This is a genomic window from Asanoa sp. NPDC049475 (assembly GCF_040676915.1).
In the GTDB taxonomy this organism is placed as follows: Bacteria; Actinomycetota; Actinomycetes; order Mycobacteriales; family Micromonosporaceae; genus Asanoa.
Genome location: NZ_JBFAPY010000001.1, coordinates 913,704 through 931,520, shown reverse-complemented (window position 1 = coordinate 931,520; position 17,817 = coordinate 913,704). Strand labels below are relative to the sequence as shown.

General features: G+C 72.0%; 20 protein-coding genes. 10 read left to right on the top strand and 10 right to left on the bottom strand.

Going from position 1 to position 17,817, the window contains the following annotated elements; translation table 11 throughout:
- Positions 1-250: 250 nt before the first annotated feature.
- Positions 251-1,594, bottom strand: a complete 1,344-nt coding sequence (locus AB0J88_RS04435) for an FAD-binding oxidoreductase (RefSeq protein WP_364352171.1) — start codon at positions 1,592-1,594, stop codon at positions 251-253.
- Positions 1,595-1,672: 78 nt separating this feature from the next.
- Here AB0J88_RS04435 and AB0J88_RS04430 point away from each other — a divergent pair, with 78 nt between their 5' ends.
- Together AB0J88_RS04430 and crcB are read left to right on the top strand one after the other, a co-directional pair.
- Positions 1,673-2,140, top strand: a complete 468-nt coding sequence (locus tag AB0J88_RS04430; protein WP_364352168.1) for a CrcB family protein — start codon at positions 1,673-1,675, stop codon at positions 2,138-2,140.
- Positions 2,137-2,502 carry a fluoride efflux transporter CrcB gene (gene crcB / locus AB0J88_RS04425; protein ID WP_364352165.1) on the top strand — a complete coding sequence of 122 codons (366 nt, stop codon included), beginning with the start codon at positions 2,137-2,139 and terminating at the stop codon, positions 2,500-2,502. Before AB0J88_RS04430 ends, crcB begins: the two co-directional genes overlap by 4 nt.
- Here crcB and AB0J88_RS04420 read toward each other — a convergent pair.
- Genes AB0J88_RS04420 through AB0J88_RS04385 form a run of 8 tightly spaced genes read right to left on the bottom strand, consistent with a single transcriptional unit; the run spans position 2,486 to position 10,749 of the window.
- The gene (locus AB0J88_RS04420) at positions 2,486-3,661 is read right to left on the bottom strand and encodes an MFS transporter (RefSeq protein WP_364352162.1); all 1,176 of its coding nucleotides are present in this window, start codon (positions 3,659-3,661) and stop codon (positions 2,486-2,488) included. The two genes, crcB and AB0J88_RS04420, sit on opposite strands and share 17 nt — an antisense overlap.
- The gene (locus AB0J88_RS04415; RefSeq protein WP_364352159.1) at positions 3,658-4,833 is read right to left on the bottom strand and encodes a 4-hydroxybenzoate 3-monooxygenase; all 1,176 of its coding nucleotides are present in this window, start codon (positions 4,831-4,833) and stop codon (positions 3,658-3,660) included. The genes AB0J88_RS04420 and AB0J88_RS04415 overlap by 4 nt, the downstream gene beginning before the upstream one ends.
- 2 nt (positions 4,834-4,835) lie before the next feature.
- A complete protein-coding gene (locus AB0J88_RS04410) occupies positions 4,836-5,957 on the bottom strand; it encodes a 5-methyltetrahydropteroyltriglutamate--homocysteine S-methyltransferase (protein ID WP_364352156.1) in 1,122 nt (373 codons plus the stop codon).
- Positions 5,958-5,974: 17 nt separating this feature from the next.
- Positions 5,975-7,432 (bottom strand): benzaldehyde dehydrogenase, encoded by a 1,458-nt coding sequence (locus AB0J88_RS04405; protein ID WP_364352153.1) that lies wholly within the window; start codon positions 7,430-7,432, stop codon positions 5,975-5,977.
- A complete protein-coding gene (locus tag AB0J88_RS04400; RefSeq protein WP_364352150.1) occupies positions 7,429-8,199 on the bottom strand; it encodes an ABC transporter ATP-binding protein in 771 nt (256 codons plus the stop codon). Before AB0J88_RS04400 ends, AB0J88_RS04405 begins: the two co-directional genes overlap by 4 nt.
- Entirely contained in the window at positions 8,199-8,972 is a 774-nt protein-coding gene (locus AB0J88_RS04395; protein WP_364352147.1) for an ABC transporter permease, read from the bottom strand. Before AB0J88_RS04395 ends, AB0J88_RS04400 begins: the two co-directional genes overlap by 1 nt.
- Positions 8,969-9,787, bottom strand: a complete 819-nt coding sequence (locus AB0J88_RS04390) for an ABC transporter permease (RefSeq protein WP_364352144.1) — start codon at positions 9,785-9,787, stop codon at positions 8,969-8,971. The genes AB0J88_RS04395 and AB0J88_RS04390 overlap by 4 nt, the downstream gene beginning before the upstream one ends.
- Positions 9,787-10,749, bottom strand: a complete 963-nt coding sequence (locus tag AB0J88_RS04385) for an ABC transporter substrate-binding protein (protein WP_364352141.1) — start codon at positions 10,747-10,749, stop codon at positions 9,787-9,789. The genes AB0J88_RS04390 and AB0J88_RS04385 overlap by 1 nt, the downstream gene beginning before the upstream one ends.
- Before the next feature lie 187 nt (positions 10,750-10,936).
- Here AB0J88_RS04385 and AB0J88_RS04380 point away from each other — a divergent pair, with 187 nt between their 5' ends.
- The 8 genes from AB0J88_RS04380 to AB0J88_RS04345 all read left to right on the top strand — a co-directional run bounded on the left by AB0J88_RS04380 (position 10,937) and on the right by AB0J88_RS04345 (position 16,582).
- Positions 10,937-11,740 (top strand): CoA transferase subunit A, encoded by an 804-nt coding sequence (locus AB0J88_RS04380; RefSeq protein WP_364352138.1) that lies wholly within the window; start codon positions 10,937-10,939, stop codon positions 11,738-11,740.
- Positions 11,737-12,507 (top strand): CoA-transferase, encoded by a 771-nt coding sequence (locus tag AB0J88_RS04375; RefSeq protein ID WP_364352135.1) that lies wholly within the window; start codon positions 11,737-11,739, stop codon positions 12,505-12,507. Before AB0J88_RS04380 ends, AB0J88_RS04375 begins: the two co-directional genes overlap by 4 nt.
- Complete coding sequence (gene pcaH, locus AB0J88_RS04370) at positions 12,500-13,210, top strand: protocatechuate 3,4-dioxygenase subunit beta (RefSeq protein ID WP_364352132.1); 711 nt, start codon at positions 12,500-12,502, stop codon at positions 13,208-13,210. Before AB0J88_RS04375 ends, pcaH begins: the two co-directional genes overlap by 8 nt.
- Positions 13,207-13,755, top strand: a complete 549-nt coding sequence (gene pcaG, locus AB0J88_RS04365; protein ID WP_364352129.1) for a protocatechuate 3,4-dioxygenase subunit alpha — start codon at positions 13,207-13,209, stop codon at positions 13,753-13,755. Before pcaH ends, pcaG begins: the two co-directional genes overlap by 4 nt.
- Complete coding sequence (locus AB0J88_RS04360) at positions 13,730-14,908, top strand: lyase family protein (protein ID WP_364352126.1); 1,179 nt, start codon at positions 13,730-13,732, stop codon at positions 14,906-14,908. The genes pcaG and AB0J88_RS04360 overlap by 26 nt, the downstream gene beginning before the upstream one ends.
- Positions 14,901-15,290, top strand: a complete 390-nt coding sequence (locus AB0J88_RS04355) for a carboxymuconolactone decarboxylase family protein (protein WP_364352123.1) — start codon at positions 14,901-14,903, stop codon at positions 15,288-15,290. Before AB0J88_RS04360 ends, AB0J88_RS04355 begins: the two co-directional genes overlap by 8 nt.
- Complete coding sequence (locus tag AB0J88_RS04350; RefSeq protein ID WP_364352120.1) at positions 15,287-16,072, top strand: IclR family transcriptional regulator C-terminal domain-containing protein; 786 nt, start codon at positions 15,287-15,289, stop codon at positions 16,070-16,072. Before AB0J88_RS04355 ends, AB0J88_RS04350 begins: the two co-directional genes overlap by 4 nt.
- An 84-nt stretch (positions 16,073-16,156) precedes the next feature.
- On the top strand, positions 16,157-16,582 hold the full coding sequence (locus AB0J88_RS04345; protein ID WP_364352117.1) for a YciI family protein: 426 nt from the start codon (positions 16,157-16,159) through the stop codon (positions 16,580-16,582).
- Here the strand turns inward: AB0J88_RS04345 and AB0J88_RS04340 are convergent.
- On the bottom strand, positions 16,563-17,810 hold the full coding sequence (locus AB0J88_RS04340) for an RNA polymerase sigma factor (protein WP_364352114.1): 1,248 nt from the start codon (positions 17,808-17,810) through the stop codon (positions 16,563-16,565). The genes AB0J88_RS04345 and AB0J88_RS04340 overlap by 20 nt on opposite strands.
- Between the last annotated feature and the right edge of the window lie 7 nt (positions 17,811-17,817).

Below are 17,817 nucleotides of genomic sequence, written 5' to 3'. Positions count from 1 at the left end.
ACGTCCCGGCACGGCCCGCTGGGCACGACCCGGCACGGCCCGCTGGGCACGACCCGGCACGGCCCGCTGGGCACGACCCGGCACGGCCCGCTGGGCACGGCCGCTGGGCACGGCCCGGCACGGCCGCTGGGCACGACCCGGCACGGCCCGCACCGCCCCCTCTCGGCTGCCGAGCTGGCTCGTCCGGTCTGGACAAACGCCCGCCTGGTGGCGCGGCCCGGCAGGGCGGGCTGCCGGCGCGGGCCGGCCGTCAGGCCGGCTTGGCCAGGACCCCGTCGGGGTCGTAGCGCCAACGGATTTCGCCGAGGCGGGTGTTGGCGCCTTCCGACCACATGGTTGCCAGCCGCTCCGCCGTGATCGGCAGGCCCATCAGGTTGGCGTTGCAGTCGTCGCGTAGCCACGGCCCGGCCACCTCGCGCCAGTCGTAGGCCGCGTCGGGCAGCACCTTCTCGAAGAAGTCGGGGCGCACGCCGACCAGCGAGCACGCGAACGACCCGTCGCGGCCCGCCACCGCCGAACCGCCCTCGACGTCGCGTGCCGCGGCGCCGCCGAGGTGGCGGAGCTCCGCCGAGACGAACGGTGAGTCGACCGACGGCCCGAAGGCGGCCAGGAACGCCGTCGCGAAGTCCTGGTCGATCGGGTCGAGGAGCATGCCGTAGACCTGGCTCGCGCCCGGCTCGGTCGGGTCGTTGTGGATGCGCGCGATCTGGCCGGCCGGCAGCTCGCCCAACGCGTCGAGATAGACCGGCGCCGCCGCACGCAACGGCGCGGCCAGCGACGCACCCTGCGAGACCGGACCCGGATAGGCGAACCGCAGCGAAAGCAGCGTGCGCCCGCGCAGCGCCTCGGGGATCTCCGGGAACGGCGGCATCCGGATGATCGCGGCGCTGGTCGACACCTGGTCGTCGGCGGTGGCCGTGTAGTCGACCCAGGCCCGCAGCGCCGGCTCGATGTCGGCCGCGTCGAACATCAGCGCGCCGCCGTAGAGCTGGGCGAGCTCGACGAGCCGGACCCGCACCTCGGTCACGACGCCCAGCCCGAACTTGCCGCCCCGCAGCGCCCAGAACAGGTCGGCGTGCTCGGTCGCCGAGGCCGAGACGATCTCGCCCGCACCGGTCACCACCGTGAAGCCCAGAACGTAGTCGGACGCGTAGCCGTGGCTGCGGACCAGCGGGCCGAGGCCGCCGCCGGTCAACAGGCCGATCACGCCCACGGTGGACGCCGCGCCCGCGATCGGCAGCAGCCCGTGCTCGGCGGCGGCCGCGACCACCGCACCCCACTGCTGGCCCGCGCCGATCGTGGCGGTGCGCGTCTGCGGGTCGACGACGAGCCCGTCGAGCCGCCGGGTCGTGATCAGCAACCCCGAGGTGATCGACGACTCGGCGCCGTGCCCGGTGCCCTGGACATGGACGTGCAGCCCGTGGTCGCCGGCATAGCGGATCGCCGTGGCGACATCGGACGCGGATGTCGCCCCGACGACGAGATCCGGGGTGTGCGTGGCACCGGTGTTCCACGCGGCGACCTCGTCGGCGTAGCCCTCGTCGTAAGCGGCCAGCACCGGGCCGTTCACCTGTGCCGACAGGGTGGAAGTCATGGCACTCCTCCGTAGGCGGGTACGTGTCCCGTCCGTTCTAACCGCCGGGTACGACATTCCCGCTGGGATCATGGGTCCATGGCACGCGAGCCGCACCTGCTGCCCGTCGACTCGGACATCGACCTCGGCATACCCGCTCAGCGCACGGAAACACACTGGCCAGTGGTGGTGTCGGTGTCGGCGGGTGGGGCCCTCGGCGCGCTCGCCCGCTACGGCATCGGCCACGTCTGGCCCACTCCACCCGGCAGTTTCCCCTGGGCTACCTTTGTCATCAACGTCACCGGTTGCCTGCTCATCGGCGCGCTCATGGTGCTGGTCACCGAGATCTTCACCAGGCAACGCCTGCTCCGCCCGTTCCTCGGTGTCGGGGTCCTCGGCGGCTACACGACCTTCTCCACGTACTCGGTGGAGATCCGGAACTTGATCGTGGCCGGCGCACCCGGCACGGCCGCGGCCTACCTGCTGGCCACGCTGGCCGCCGCCCTGGTCGCGGTCTTCGCCGGGATGACCGTCGCCCGGATGGTCACCTGGCTGGTGACCGCGTGACGCTGCTGTTCATCGCGATCGGCGCCGCGGTCGGCGCGCCCGCGCGCTACCTGGCCGACCGCGCGATCCAACGGCTGCACAGCGGCCGCTTCCCGTTCGGCACGCTCACCGTCAACGTCGTGGGCTCGCTGATCCTCGGCCTGGTCACCGGCGGCACGGCCACCACCACCGGCGTGTACGCCCTCGTCGGCACCGGCTTCTGCGGCGCGCTGACCACGTACTCCACCTTCGGCTTCGAGACCGTACGCCTGCTGGAGCAGGGCGCGCCGAAACGGGCCGTCGGCTACGCGGGGTTGAGCATCGCGGCGGGCCTCGGCGCGGCGGCCGCCGGAGTGGCCATCGGCCTCACCGTGTGGAACTAGCGACACGACGGACCACGGCCGTGCCTGCGGCCACCCCGAAAACGAGAGTGGCCAACCCGAGCGGAACCAGCATCAGGTACGGCACCCGGAAGCCGCCGGTCACGTCGTGCAGGAACCCGACCGCGACCGGCCCGAGCGAGGCCAGCAGATAACCGACGAAGAACGCCATCCCCGACGCCCGCGGGGTGTCCGCCGGTGTCGGCGCGATCTGCCCGACCACCGTGAGCGCGAGCGAGAAGTTCGCACCCACGCCGATGCCGAGCAGCGCCGCCCACAGCGCCGGCGCGCTCAGCGGCGACACGCCGATCAGCGCGAGGCAACCGACGGCCACCAGCAGGCCGACCACGATCGCGGGCCGCGGGTCGCGCCGGGCCAGCGCCGGTGCGACCAGCGCCGACACCACCTGGGTCGCGCTGAACAACGCCAACAACCCACCCGCTCGGGCGGCCGACCAGCCCAGTTCCGTATAGCGGGCGGCCAGCCAGGCCAGCGGCGCGTAGTACAGCAGCGACTGTCCGCCCATGTAGAGCGTGACCATCCACGCGCCCCGGTCCCGCCACGGCGACCAGCCCGAGCTGACAAAGACGCGGCGGGGCGCCGCGGCCGGCCGCACCATCAGCCAGACCAGCAAGGCGAGACCGGCCGGCAAGGCCCAGAGAGCCAGCGCGGCCCGCCACGACCCGCCCAACCCGGCGCGCAGCGGTTCGGTGCCGCCGGACCCGATCAACGCGCCCGAGATCAACGCCGTCGTGTAGAGCCCGGTCACCGGCCCGACCCGCTCCGGAAAACGGTCCCGGACCAGCGCGGGCATCAGCGCGCCACCCACCGCGATCGCCACGCCGACCAACACCGTCGCGGCATAGAGCAGCCCGACCCCGGTCAGCGGCCGCACGGCCGTCGCCACGGTGAGCAGCGCCAGCGCGAGCGCCATCGTGCGCCGGGTGCCCCAACGCCCTGCCGCCCAGGCCGCGGCCGGCGCGAACAACCCCATGCAGACGACCGGCACCGCGGTCAGCACACCGGCCGCCGACGCGGACAGCCCGAACGACCCGCGGACCGCGTCGACGATCGGCGGCACGGACGCGATGGCGGGGCGCAGGTTGACCGCGGCCAACAGGACCGCGGCCAGCCAGGCGGCGGTGGCGAACCGTCCCCTCACAGGAACGGGAAGCCGACGTAGTTCTCCGCCAGCGAGGTGGCCGCCGCCCGCGACGAGGTCACGTAGCGCAGTTGGGAAAGCTGGAGCGCCAGATCGAACGGGTCGTCGCCGGTCGGGTGCAGCATCGAGGTCATCCACCAGGAGAAGTGCTGGACCCGCCAGACGCGGCGCAGGCAGGTCTCCGAGTACGCGTCGAGCCCGGCCTCGTCACCGGTCGCGTACCAGGAGGTCAGCGCGTCGGCGAGCACCTTGACGTCGGCCACCGCCAGGTTGAGGCCCTTCGCCCCGGTCGGCGGCACGATGTGCGCGGCGTCGCCGGCCAGGAACAGCCGGCCGTACCGCATCGGCGACACGACGAAGCTGCGCATCGCGGCGACCGACCGCTCCAGGATCGGCCCGGAAGCCAGCGCCCAGGAAGGGTCTGAGCGGTCGAGCCGCGTCCGCAGCTCGTCCCAGATCCGCTCGTCCGGCCACGAGCCCAGGTCCTCGTCGGGCCGCACCTGAAGGTACATCCGGGTGACGGACGGCGAGCGCATGCTGTGCAGGGCGAAGCCCCGCGAGCTGTGCGCGTAGATCAGCTCCTCCGACGAGGGCGGTGCCTCCGCCAGGATGCCCAGCCACGCGTGCGGATAGTCGCGCTGGTGCACGGTCAGCACCCCGTCGGGCACCGAAGGCCGGGACACGCCGTGGAACCCGTCACACCCCGCGATCACGTCGCACCGCAGAGAACGCGCCACACCATCAGAATCCACATAGGACACGACAGGTGCCGACGAGGAGAGTCCCGACAACGACACCGACGACACCGAGAAGTGCAACGGGCCCTCCCACGCGGCGATCAGGTCCTTGACCACCTCGTGCTGCCCGTAGATGGTGATCTCCCTCCCGGCCAGCTCGGACAGCGGGATCCGGTGAGCCTCTCGTTCGAAGAGCAGCTCGATGCCGTGGTGCACCATCCGCTCGCGGTGCAGCCGGTCGGCCAGCCCGAGCGAGGTGAGCAGGTCGACCGTGCCGTGCTCGAGCACGCCGGCCCGGATCCTGGCTTCCACATAGGACCGCGATTGGCGCTCGAGCACGACACAGTCGATGCCGCGCGACCGCAGCAGGTGGGCGAGCACCAGGCCGGCCGGGCCGGCACCCACGATGCCCACCTGCGTGCGCGTCTCCAACACGGTCAGCCCCACACCTCGGCCGCGGTCTCGACGATCAGGCGAAGCTTGGCCACCTCGTCGTCATAGCTCAGCACGTTGCCCTCGACCGTCGACGAGAAACCGCACTGCGGCGAGAGGCAGAGCTGCTCCAGCGGCACGTACTTGCTCGCCTCGTCGATGCGCCGCTTCAGCGCGTCCTTGGACTCCAGCGCACCGTTCTTGGTGGTGACCAGACCGAGCACGACCATCTTGCCCGGGGGGACGAACCGCAGCGGAGCGAAGCCGCCGGAGCGCTCGTCGTCGAACTCCAGGAAGAAGCCGTCGACCGCGAGCTCCGAGAACAGCGCCTCGGCCACGAAGTCGTAACCGCCCTCGGCCGCCCACGACGACCGGAAGTTGCCCCGGCACATGTGCGTGGTCACCGACAGCTCGGCCGGCCGGTCCTGGATCGCCGCGTTGATCTGCCTGATGTAGCGCAGGTGCTGGTGCTCGGCGTCGTCGCCCCGCTCGGTGAGCTGCTTGCGCTGCTCGGGGTCGTTCAGATACGCGAGGCTGGTGTCGTCGAGCTGGAGATAGCGGCAGCCGAGCTGCGCGACGGCGGTGACCTGAGCGGCGTACGCGGCCGACAGGTCGGCCCAGAACTGCTCCTCGTCGGGATAGACCGCCGGGTCGATCGACGCCTTGCCACCCCGGTAATGCACCATGCTCGGCGACGGGATGGTCAGCTTCGCCGTCACACCGTCTTCCACAGTGGAGTTGAGGAACGCGAAATCGTCGCCGAAGATGGTCTTCTCCAGCCGAACCGGGCCGTCGACCGCCAGCGCCGCCGAGGTGAAGTCGAGGTCGCCCTCCTTGTTGTGGAAGTGCACCCGGATCTTCTCGTCGGTCGAGTGGATGCCGCCGAGCTGGTAGATGAAGTCCATGTGCCACGACGTGCGGCGGAACTCCCCGTCGGTCGCGGAGCTCAGCCCGACGTCGCGCTGCATCCGCACCACGTCGCGGATCGCGTCGTCCTCCACGGCCCGCAGCTCCTCGGCCGAGATCGTGCCGGCCGCCCGGTCGGCACGCGCCTTCAGCAGACGGTCGGGGCGCAGCAGGCTGCCCACGTGGTCGGCCCGGAACGGCGGCGTGTCGCGCAAGGTCATCTCAAGCACCTTTCGGGTTAGAACGGGTAGGCCGGGATCTCGCCGCGCAGCGTGATCCACCGCTGCTCGGTGAACGCGTCGAGGTTGCCGGCGCCGCCGAAGCGCGCACCGGTGCCCGAGTCGAGGACACCGCCGAACGGTGCCACCGCCTCGTCGTTGACGGTCTGGTCGTTGATGTGCACGATCCCGCTCGGGATCCGCTCGGCGAGCGCCAGGCCACGCATCGCGTCGCCGGTCAGGATGCTCAGCGAGAGCGCGTAGGGCGAGTCGGCGGCCAGCGCGGCGGCCTCGTCGACGCTGCTGAACCGCACGACCGGGGCGACGGGACCGAACACCTCCTCCGCGTACGCCGGCATGTCCGTGCGCACCTGGTCGAGCACTGTCGGCCGGTAGAACAGCCCTTCGTGCTTGCCGCCCGCGACCAGCCGGGCACCGGCGTCGACGGTCGCGTTGACCAGCGCGTGCACCTTGTCGCGCTGGCCCTCGTCGACCAGCGGGCCGAGCGCGACCTGCCCGGTGAACGGGTCGCCTACCGGGAGGTGGTCGGCGTGCTCGGCGAGGGCGGCCACGTAGTCGTCGGCGATCCGCTCGTGCACGAGGTGCCGCCCGGCGGTCATGCAGATCTGGCCCTGGTGCAGGAACGAACCCCAGGCGCCGGCGGAGACCGCGCGGTCCAGGTCGGCGTCGTCGAGCACCACCAGCGCCGAGTTGCCGCCGAGCTCGAGGTGGACCCGCTTGAGGTGGCGCGCGGCGAGCTCGGCGACCCGCCGGCCGGTCGCGCTCGAGCCGGTGAACGAGACCACCCGCACCAACGGCTCGGCGACCAGCGCGGAGCCCGCCTCGGCGCCGCCGGGCAGCACGTGCAGCAGACCGGGCGGCAACCCAGCTTCGGCGAAGACCCGGGCGATCGCGAACCCACCACTGACCGGGGTACGCAGGTCCGGTTTGAGCACCACGGCGTTGCCGAGCGCGAGCGCCGGCGCGACCGAACGGATCGACAGGATCAGCGGCACGTTGAACGGCGAGATCACGCCGACCACGCCGACCGGCACGCGCTTGATCAGGCTCAGCCGCGGCTGGTTGCTCTGCAGGATCTCGCCGAGCGGCCGGTGGGCCAGTGCGGCCGCCTCGTAGCACTCCTGGGTCGCCACGCCGACCGCGAAGTCGCCGAGGCCCGGCACGGCGCCGGTTTCCCGGACCACCCAGTCGCGCAACTCGGCCGCGTTGGCCTCGATCAGCGCGCCGGCCCTACGCAGCACGGCCGCGCGCTCCTCGAACGAGGTCGCCGCCCAGGCGCGCTGCGCGGCCGCCGCGGAAGCCGCGGAGGCGGCGACGTCACCGCCGTCGGCCACGCCGGTAAGCCCGAGCGACCCGCCGGTCGCCTTCTCCAAGATCTCGGTCGTCCCGCCGGCCGGCGGGGTCCAGTCGCCCGTGAATACTCTGCCGTTCCACAGCTCGGGGTCGAAGAAAGTCATGCCGGGGCCTTCACCTTCTGGATTTGGGCGTAGACCTGACCGCGCAGCTCGGTGAACCGCGGGTCTGATCGAGTCGTGAGCTGGTCGCGCGACGCGGGCAGGTCGATTACCAGGTCCTGTGCCACCGTGGTCGGCGACGCGGACAGCACGATCACCCGCTCGCCGAGGTAGACCGCCTCGTCGATGTCGTGCGTGACGAACAGCAGCGTGACGCCGAACCGTTGCCACACCGACCGGATCAGGTCTTCGAGGTCGGCCCGGGTCTGCGCGTCGACGGCCGCGAACGGCTCGTCCATCAACAGCACCCGCGGCTGGTAGGCGATGCCCCGCGCGATCGCCACCCGTTGCTGCATACCGCCGGACAGTTGCCACGGATAGGCACTGTGCGCATCGGACAGTCCGACCGCCGCGAGCGCCTCGGTCGCCAGCTCCCGGCGCTTGTCGCGGGCCATGCCCTGCGCCTTGAGCGGAAGCTCGACGTTCTCGCGCACCCGCAGCCAGGGGAACAGGCTGCGCCCGTACTCCTGGAAGACGACCGCGAGCCCGCGCGGCGGTGCCGTGACCGGCGTGCCCTGCACCCGCACCTCGCCGGAGGTGGCCGGCAGGAGGCCGGCCATCACCCGCAGCAGCGTGGTCTTGCCGCAGCCGGAGGGGCCGACGACGCAGGTGAACTGGCCCTCCGGCACCGAGAACGTCAGGTCGCCGACCGCGGTCACCCGCCGGCCGTGGCCGTCGTACACCTTGTGCAGGTTCTTGACCTCGAGCATCACCACTCCCGTTGTCCCGCTCGTTGGCCGTGGTACCAGCCGAGCAGCGACCGCTCGGCCAGTCTGAACAGCAGGGAGAGCACGATGCCGATCACGCCGAGCAGGAGCACGCCGCTCCACATCTCGGGGATCTGGAAACCCCGCTGGAACTGCAGAACCGTGAAGCCGAGGCCCTCGTTGGCGGCCATCATCTCGCTGATCACCATCAGGATGATGGCCAGCGGGAGGGCCTGCCGGGCGCCGGTCATGATCTGTGGACTGGCCGCGCGGAGCACCAGATGGCGCAGGCGCAGCGTCCCGGTGATGCCGTAGCTGCGGCAGGTGTCGCTGAGCACCTCGTCGCGGCCGCGGACACCCTCGATGGTGTTGAGCAGCACCGGCCAGACGCAACCGAAGACGATCACCAGGATCTTGGTGCGGTCGCCGATGCCGGCGAGCAGGATCGCGGCCGGCACCAGCACGGGCGGCGGGAACGCGCGCAGGAACTCGAGCACCGGCTCCAGCAGCGCCCGCACCGACTGGTAGGTGCCGATCAGCACGCCCAGCGCGACGCCGAGCAGCACCGCGATCAGGTAGCCGACGAGCAGGCGCCACAGCGACGGGAACACCTGCTGCGCGAACATGTCCCAGGTCCAGGTGCGCGCGAACGCGTCCACGATGGACTCCAGCGACGGTCGGTAGAAGTCCTCGCTCCCGGCCGAGCCGAACCACCACGCGGCGAGCAGCACGACGGGCAGGCCGATCAGCAGGAGTACGCGGACGAGGAGCTTCACGCGGCCACCACCTCCTCGCCACGGGTCGACGGGTGCCAGGAGAGCACGCGCCGCTCGACGAAGCGGGTGAGCAGGTTGGCCAGCACGCCGAGGATGCCGGTGACCACGATCAGCGCGTACACGGTGCGCACCGCGTTGCTCTGCTGGGCCGTGTCGATCTCCTTGCCGATCCCGGGCGAGCCGATGACGAGCTCGCCGGTGATGGTCAGGATCAGCGCGACCGAGGCGGCCAGCCGGAAACCCGTGATGACGTAGGGCAACGCGGTCGGCCAGACCACGTAGCGCACCCGCGCCCACGGGCCCAGCCGGAACGCGAGCGCGGTGTCCCGGGCGACGGGGTCGACGTCGGCGACGCCGTGCACCACCTGGATCAGCACCTGCCAGAACGCCGCGTAGACGACGAGCACGAGGGTCGACTTGACGGTCGGGCCGTAGAGCACGATCACCAGCGGGATCAGCGCGACCGAGGGAATCGGCCGGAGGAACTCGACTGTCGTCGCGGTGGCCGCCCGCACGATCGGCAGCGAGCCGAGCAGCACGCCGACGACGACGCCGGCCACCATCGCGATGCCCAGCCCGAGGGCCCAGGTGCGCAGCGTGTCGAGGAGCGCCGTCCAGAACGACGCCTCGCCGAGCAGGTCGCCCATGGAGACCAGGATCTGGCTCGTCGGCGGCGCGAACTCGATCGGCACGACGCCGACCCGCGGCCCGATCTCCAGCGCCAGCGCGAACCCCACCAGGCCCAGCACGCCCAGGGTGACCGACCGGAACCGTCGGCCGGTCACCCGGGACGTGCGCGCCGCGACAGCGACCATCAGGGAAGCAGCCCCGCGACGTCCGGCTTCTCGGTCAGCAGCCCGTCGGTGACCGCGGCCTGGGCCAGCGCGTCGATCGAGGCCGTGTTGATCTCCGACGGCCACTTGGGCAACGTCATCTTGGCCCGCACCGGCTCTTCGATCTTGGTGTACGTGCCGATGATGTCGCGCACCTCGTCGCCGTGCGAGTCGGCGTAGGCCAGCGACTCCTTCATCGCCTCGGTGAACCGCTTGACCAGGTCGGGGTTCTCGCCGATCAGCTTGGTCGAGGTGAAGTACATCGCGACGGTCAGGTTCGGCGCCGCGTCCACGTAGCTGGAGGCGATCTTCTTCATCCCGGCGGCGAGCGCGGCCTGCTGGAACGGCTCGACGACGAAGATGGCGTCGACCCGGCCCGCCTGCAACGCGCCGACCTGCTCGGGGAACGGAAGCTCGGTGAACTTGACCTGGCTGGGGTCGCCGCCGTCTTTCTTCACCGAGGCCCGCACGCTGGTGTCCACGATGTTCTTGAGGGTGTTGGCCGCGACGGTCTTGCCCGCCAGGTCCTTCGGCGACGCGATGCCGCTGTCCGGCTTGACGTACAGTCCGGCGAAGTCGTCGTCCACCCCGGTCGAGTTGTTGCCGTTGCAGACGACCTTGAGCGGGGCGTTCTTCGACTTGCCCAGCAACAGCGAGACCGCGTTGCTGAAGCCGAACTGGTATTCGCCGGACAGCACGGCCGGCACGATCGCGGCGCCGCCCTGCGCGGTCGTCAGCGTCAGGTCGATGTTGCGCTTGCTGAAGAAGCCCTTCTCCTTGCCGAGGTAGATGGGCGCGACATCGAGGATCGCGATGACGCCGGCGTTGACCTTGTCGGGTGCGGCGGCGCCACCGGCCGCCGGAGTGTCGTCGGACGAGTCACCGCAGGCGGCTGTGGCGAGCAGCGCCACGGCGGTGACAAGGGCGAGCAAGGGGCGTCGCATCGGAACTCCATCCACGTCAGGGGTGAGCGGAGAGGGCAAGTGTTCGGATAGCGCACAGATGTACAACGGGAAACCTAGGTCCGCGCCGTACTAGAAGTCAATGCTTGTCATTATTGACGCTCATGGCTCCCGGTTCCTAGGCTGGCTGGTGAACGATTGTTCGCATAGCGCACAGACTGGGAGCCGCATGGCCGAACTCGTCAGCCTCGCCGAGGGTGTGGCGGAGCTGGTCCACGACGGGGACGCGGTCGCGTTGGAGGGCTTCACGCACCTCATCCCCGTGGCGGCCGGCCAGGAGATCATCAGGCAGGGGCGCCGCGACCTGACGCTCATCCGGATGACTCCCGACATCGTCTACGACCAGCTCATCGGCGCCGGTTGCGCGGCACGCCTGGTCTTCTCGTGGGGCGGCAACCCCGGTGTCGGCTCGCTGCACCGGTTTCGCGACGCGGTGGAGAACGCCTGGCCCCGGCCGATCGAGATCGAGGAGCACAGCCACGCCGGCATGGCCAACCGCTACGTCGCCGGTGCATCGGGGCTGCCGTTCGCGGTGTTGCGCGGTTACGTCGGCACCGACATCGCCAAGCACACCAAGACGGTCGCCACGGTCACCTGCCCGTTCACGGGCGAAGCGCTGACCGCCGTGGCCGCTCTCAACCCGGACGTCGCCGTGATCCACGCACAGCGCGCCGACCGGCGTGGCAACGTGCAGATGTGGGGCATCACGGGCGTGCAGAAGGAAGCGGTGCTGGCCGCCTCCCGGTCGCTCGTCACCGTCGAGGAGATCGTCGACGAACTCGAGCCGCAGCCGGGGGCCGTGGTCCTGCCGGGCTGGGTGGTCACGGCGGTGGCGGAGGTGCCGCGCGGTGCGCACCCGTCCTACGCGCAGGGCTACTACGACCGCGACAACGACTACTACCAGTCCTGGGACCCGATCAGCCGCGACCGCGAGACGTTCGGGCGCTGGCTCGAGGAGGTGACCGCCGCATGACCTGGACCGCTGACGAGATGATGACCGTCACCGCCGCGCGCTCGCTGGCCGGCCGCACCTCGTGCTTCGTCGGCATCGGGCTGCCCAGCACCGCGGCCAACCTGGCCCGCCGCACCTGCTCGCCGGAACTGGCCCTGATCTACGAGTCGGGCGCGATCGGCGCCAAGCCGACCACCTTGCCACTGTCCATCGGCGACGGTGAGCTCGGCGAGACCGCCGACGCGGTGGTCAGCGTCCCCGAGATCTTCAACTACTGGCTCCAGCCCGGGCGGGTCGACGTCGGGTTCCTCGGCGCGGCGCAGGTCGACCGGCGCGGCAACATCAACACGACGGTGATCGGCGACTACCGCTCACCAGCCGTCCGGTTGCCCGGGGCGGGCGGCGCCCCGGAGATCGCCGCCTCCTGCCGCGAGACCATCGTGGTCGTCCGGCACAAGCCGCGTACCCTCGTCGACCGCCTGGAGTTCATCACCTCGCTCGGCTTCGGCGACGGCCCCGGGCACCGGGCGGCGCTCGGCCTGCGCGGTCGGGGCCCGATCCGGCTGATCACCGACCTCGGCGTGCTCGAACCCGACCCCGCCACCTGCGAGCTGACGCTGGTCAGCATCCACCCCGGTGTGGCGGTCGACGCGGTCCGTGCGGCCACCGGCTGGCCCCTCACGGTCCGCGCCGACCTGCGCACCACCGAAGAGCCCACCGCCGCGGAGCTGACCGCGCTGCGGTCACTGACGACGAGGTCGTCGACGAGAGGAGGCGGCGTTGCCTGACTTCGCGCCCTACCGGAGCCACGCGCCGGGCGAGCAGCCCCCGCTGGAGTCGCCGGAATACGGCTCGACCCGGCTGCGCAGCCCGCGCCAGCCGTTGGTCGCGCTGCCGCAAGGACTGACCGAGCTCACCGGTCCGGTGCTCGGCCACGACCGGGTCGGGCCGCTCGACCACGACCTCACTCGCCAGCACGACGGCGAGCCGCAGGGCGAACGGATCGAAGTGTTCGGCCGGGTGCTCGACGGCAACGGGCGCCCGGTGCGGGACACCCTCGTCGAGGTCTGGCAGACCAACGCCGCCGGGCGCTACCTGCACGCCGGAGACCGGCATCCCGCGCCGCTCGACCCGAACTTCACCGGGGCCGGGCGGGCGATGACCGACAGCGAGGGCCGCTACCGGTTCGTCACCATCAAGCCCGGCGCGTACCCGTGGCGCAACCACCACAACGCCTGGCGCCCGGCGCACATCCACTTCTCGCTGTTCGGCCACGCCTTCACGCAGCGCCTGGTCACGCAGATGTACTTCCCGAACGACCCGCTCTTCGACCAGGACCCGATCTTCAACTCGGTGCGGGACCCGGCCGCCCGGCAGCGCATGGTCGCCGCGTTCGACCTCGACCACACGACGCCAGAGTGGTCGCTCGCCTACCGCTGGGACATCGTGCTGCGCGGGCGCGACGCGACTCCGATGGAGGACGACGCATGACGACTCCCTCCCAGACGGTTGGGCCGTTCTTCGCGCTCGGGCTGCCGTGGCCGGACGGTCCTTATGCCGTGGCCGAGGACCTGCCGGGTGCGTTCTGGCTGCGCGGCGTGGTCCTCGACGGAGCCGGTGAGCCCGTCCCGGACGCGTTGATCGAGATCTGGCAGGCCGACCCGGCCGGGCGCTTCGACCATCCCGACGACCCGCGCGGCGCCGTCGCCACCGCCGGCTTCCGCGGGTTCGCCCGCTGCCCGACTGACACCGACGGGCGCTACGCGATCCGGACGGTCAAGCCCGGCCCGGTCCCCGGGCCGGACGGCATCCTCCAGGCGCCGCACATCGACGTCAGCCTGCTGGCCCGCGGGCTGCTCGACCGGCTGGTCACCCGGGTCTACTTCCCCGACGAGGCGGCCAACGCCGACGATCCCGTGCTGGCCCGCGTCGACCCCGTCCGGCGGTCGACGCTGATCGCGAAGGAGACCGACGACGGGTACGCCTTCGACATCACCATGCAGGGGGACCATGAGACCGTCTTCTTCGCATTCTGAGGGCCTGTTCACGGGCATCCTCGGCCGCGGCGCGGTGCCGGCCGCGGTCGCCGACGACGCCTGGGTGCGGGCGATGCTGTCGGCGGAGTCCGCGCTGGCCGCCGCGAACGCCGCGGCCGGCGTGATCCCACCGGCGGCGGGCGAGGCGATCGTCGCGGCCTGCGCGGGGCTCGCGCCGGACCCGGTCGAGCTAGGCGTCGCCGCGGCCGCCCACGCCACACCGGTCGTGCCGCTCGTCGCCGCGATCAGGGCAGCGGTCGACCCGGCGGTGCGCGAGCACGTGCACGCCGGCGCGACCAGCCAGGACATTCTCGACACGGCGGCCATGCTGGTCGTCCGCGAAGCGCTGGCGGCCCTGCTGGCCGACCTGGACGGCGCCGCCGACTCCGCGGCGACGCTGGCCGCGACCCACCGCGACACCGTGCTGATCGGCCGCACGCTGCTGCAACAAGCGGTGCCGACCACCTTCGGGCTGACCGCGGCCGGCTGGCTGACCGGCCTCGACGACGCCGGCGAAGGGTTGCGCGGGTGCGCACTCACCGCACAGCTCGGCGGCGCCGTCGGCACGATCGCCGGTCTCGGGCCGGCCGGCCCGGCGATCGTCGCCGACTTCGCGCGCCGACTCGGCCTGGCGGCCCCGGACCTGCCGTGGCACACCGAACGCGGCCGGATCGGCCGGCTCGCGGGCGCGCTCGGCGTCGCGGCCGGTGCGCTCGGCAAGCCCGCCCGCGACGTCACGCTGCTCGCGCAGAGCGAGGTCGGCGAGGTCGCGGAGGACGCGCCCGGCGGCTCCAGCGCGATGGCGCACAAGCACAACCCGGTGGCCGCGGTCAGCACGCTGGCCTGTGCGGCGCAGGCGCCCGGCCTGGTCGCCACCCTGCTGGCCAGCGCCGTGCAGGAGCACCAGCGCGGCGCCGGCGGCTGGCAGGCCGAGTGGCGGCCGCTGCGCGAGCTCCTGGTCACCGTCGGCTCGGCGGCCGCCTGGCTGCGCGCCTGCCTGTCGCGTCTGGTCGTACATCCGGATGTGATGCGCGCCAACCTCGACCGGGCCGGCTGGCCGACCGAGCGCGGCGCCACCGACCCTGTCGGCAGTGCCGGCTACTTCGTCGATCTCGCGCTGGCCCGACACGCCTCCCGGAGGACCGATGGTTGACGACGGTGCCGCCGTGCGCCGGGCCGTGCTCGGCGACGCCCATGTCGACCGCGCCGCCGCGGCCGCGACCGCGTTCACCGCGCCCTGGCAGGAGCACGTCACCGCGCACGCCTGGGGTGCGGTGTGGACGAGACCCGAGCTGGACCGGCGCACCCGTTGCCTGGTCACCATCGCTCTGCTGGCCGGTCAGCACGCCACGGCCGAGCTGGCCATGCACGTCCGCGCGGCGATCGGCCAGGGTGTCACTCCTACGGAGATCCGAGAGGTGTTGCTGCACACCGCGGTTTACGCTGGTGCGCCGGCGGCGAACACGGCGTTCGCGACCGCCCAGCGGGTGCTCGACGAGCTCGGCATCGAACTCGGCATCGAGGAGGCGTCGTGACGGCGGTGCGCTCGGCCGATTTCGTGCAGTCCCTCGAACGCGGGCTCGCGGTGATCCGGGCCTTCGACCGCACCCACCCGGAGCTCACCCTCAGCGAGGTCGCCGCGACCACGGGGGTCACCCGGGCCGCCGCCCGCCGCTTCCTGCTCACCCTGATGGACCTCGGCTACGTGCGCACCGACGGCCGGCTGTTCTCGCTGACCCCGCGGGTGCTGGAGCTCGGCTACGCGTACCTGTCGAGCCTGTCCCTGCCCGAAGTCGCCGAGGTGCACCTGGAGACACTGGCCGCCGAGGTCAACGAGTCGTCCTCGGTGTCGGTCCTCGACGGTCCCGACGTGGTCTACGTGGCCCGGGTGCCTACCTCGCGGATCATGACGGTGACCATCAACGTGGGCACCCGATTTCCCGCGTACGCGACCTCGATGGGCCGGGTCCTGCTCGCCGGCCTGGCCGACGACGAGCTGACGTCCTACCTCGACACCGTCTCCCTCGACCGGCTCACCGCCCGCACGATCGGCGGGGTCGCGGCGCTGCGGACCGAGCTCACCCGGGTACGCGCCCAGGGCTGGGCGCTGGTCGACCAGGAGCTGGAAGAGGGCCTGCGCGCGGTGGCGGCGCCGATCCGCGACCGCGCCGGCCGCACCGTGGCGGCCGTCAACGTCTCCACGGCCGCCAGCCGCACGACCCTGGAGGCGATCCGCCGCGACCTGGTGCCGCCGCTGCTCGCCGCCGCCGCCCGCATCTCGGCCGACCTCCCGGTGGCCGCGCGCCGCGTGTCGTAACTTCGGATTCCCTGTCGAAATGCCGCCGGCCTGTTCGACGCGTTGGTGACGGTCAGAATGGCCATGACGGATGGGAGACATGCGATGCGCTTCATGCTGCTGCTCAAGGGTGACCCGCCGCCCGGTGCGATGCCACCGGCGCACCTGGTGCAGGCGATGCACGACTACGACAGCGAACTGGCCAAGGCGGGCGTGCTGCTCGCGGCCGAGGGCCTCTGGGACAGCTCGCAGGGCGCCCGGGTGATCTACGCCAAGGGCGAGCGTACGGTCGTCGACGGCCCGTTCACCGAGGCCAAGGAGCTGGTCGCCGGCTTCTACCTGATCGACGTCAAGTCGCGGGAGGAGGCGATCGAGTGGGCGCGGCGCTGCCCGATCGACGCCGCGATCCCGCCGGGCGCCGACTGGGAAGCGGTGATCGAGGTGCGCCGGGTGGCCGACCCGGCCGAGCTCACCACCATTACCGAGGAGCAGGTCGCCCACGCCGAGCGGTTCAGGGTGCGCCGCCCCTAGCCCGTTCCTCCAGCAGGGCGCGCTCAGGCGCGTTGTCGGTCAGCGCCGCGGCCCGGATGAACTCCACCCGGGCCTCGGCGTCCCGGCCGAGCCTGGCCAACAGGTCACCGCGTACCGCCGGCAGCAGGTGGTAGTTCCGCAGCAGGCCGGCCTCGACGATCGCGTCCACCAGCGCGAGCCCCGCGGCGGGTCCCTCGGCCATGCCGACCGCGACGGCCCGGTTGAGCTCGACGACCGCCGACCGGGCCAGCGGGGCGAGCGCGTCGTAGAGTGCCGCGATCAGCTTCCAGTCGGTCTCCTGTGCGGTACGCGCCCGGGCGTGACAGGCGGCGATCGCGGCTTGCAGCGCGTACGGGCCGGGTGGGCCGCCGATGTCGTCGACCCGCTGGAGTGCGGCGAGCCCGCGCCCGATCAGCAGCTGGTCCCAGCGCGCCCGGTCCTGGTCCTCGAGCCGTACGACGGCGCCGTCTGGTCCGACCCTGGCCCGCAGCCGGGACGCCTGGATCTCCATGAGCGCTACGAGCCCGTGCACTTCGGACTCGCCGGGGATCAGGCCGGCGAGAATCCGCCCGAGCCGAAGGGCGTCGTCGCACAGGGCGGGGCGCACCCAGTCGTCCCCTGCGGTCGCCGCATAGCCCTCGTTGAAGATCAGATAGATCACTTCGAGTACGGAGGCCAGCCGCGCCGGCCGCTCGTGCGGCTCGGGCACCTCGAACGGCACGCCGGCGTCGGCCAGGGCCCGCTTCGCCCGCACGATCCGCTGCGCCACGGTCGACTCGGAGACGAGGAAGGCCCGCGCGATCTCGGGAGTCGTCAGCCCGCCGAGCAGCCGCAGGGTGAGCGCGACCCGGGCCTCGGGCGCGAGCACCGGATGGCAGGAGACGAACACCAGGCGCAGCAGGTCGTCCTCGATCTGGTCGGGGTCGACGTCGATCTCCAGGGTCTCGTCCCGCGCGCGGCCGATCTCCCGGAGCTTGCGGGCGTAGCGCTCGTTGCGGCGCACGAGGTCGACCGCGCGCCGCTTGGCCACGGCCATCAGCCAGGCGCCGGGATTGTTCGGGATACCGTCGGCGGGCCACTGCTCGAGGGCGGCGACCAGGGCATCCTGGGCAAGCTCCTCGGCCACGCCGACATCGCGCATCATCCCGGCAAGCCCGGCGATCAGACGAGGAGACTCGATCCGCCAGACGGCCTCGACCGTGCGGCTGACCTCACTTTCGGACGGCACGCGGACA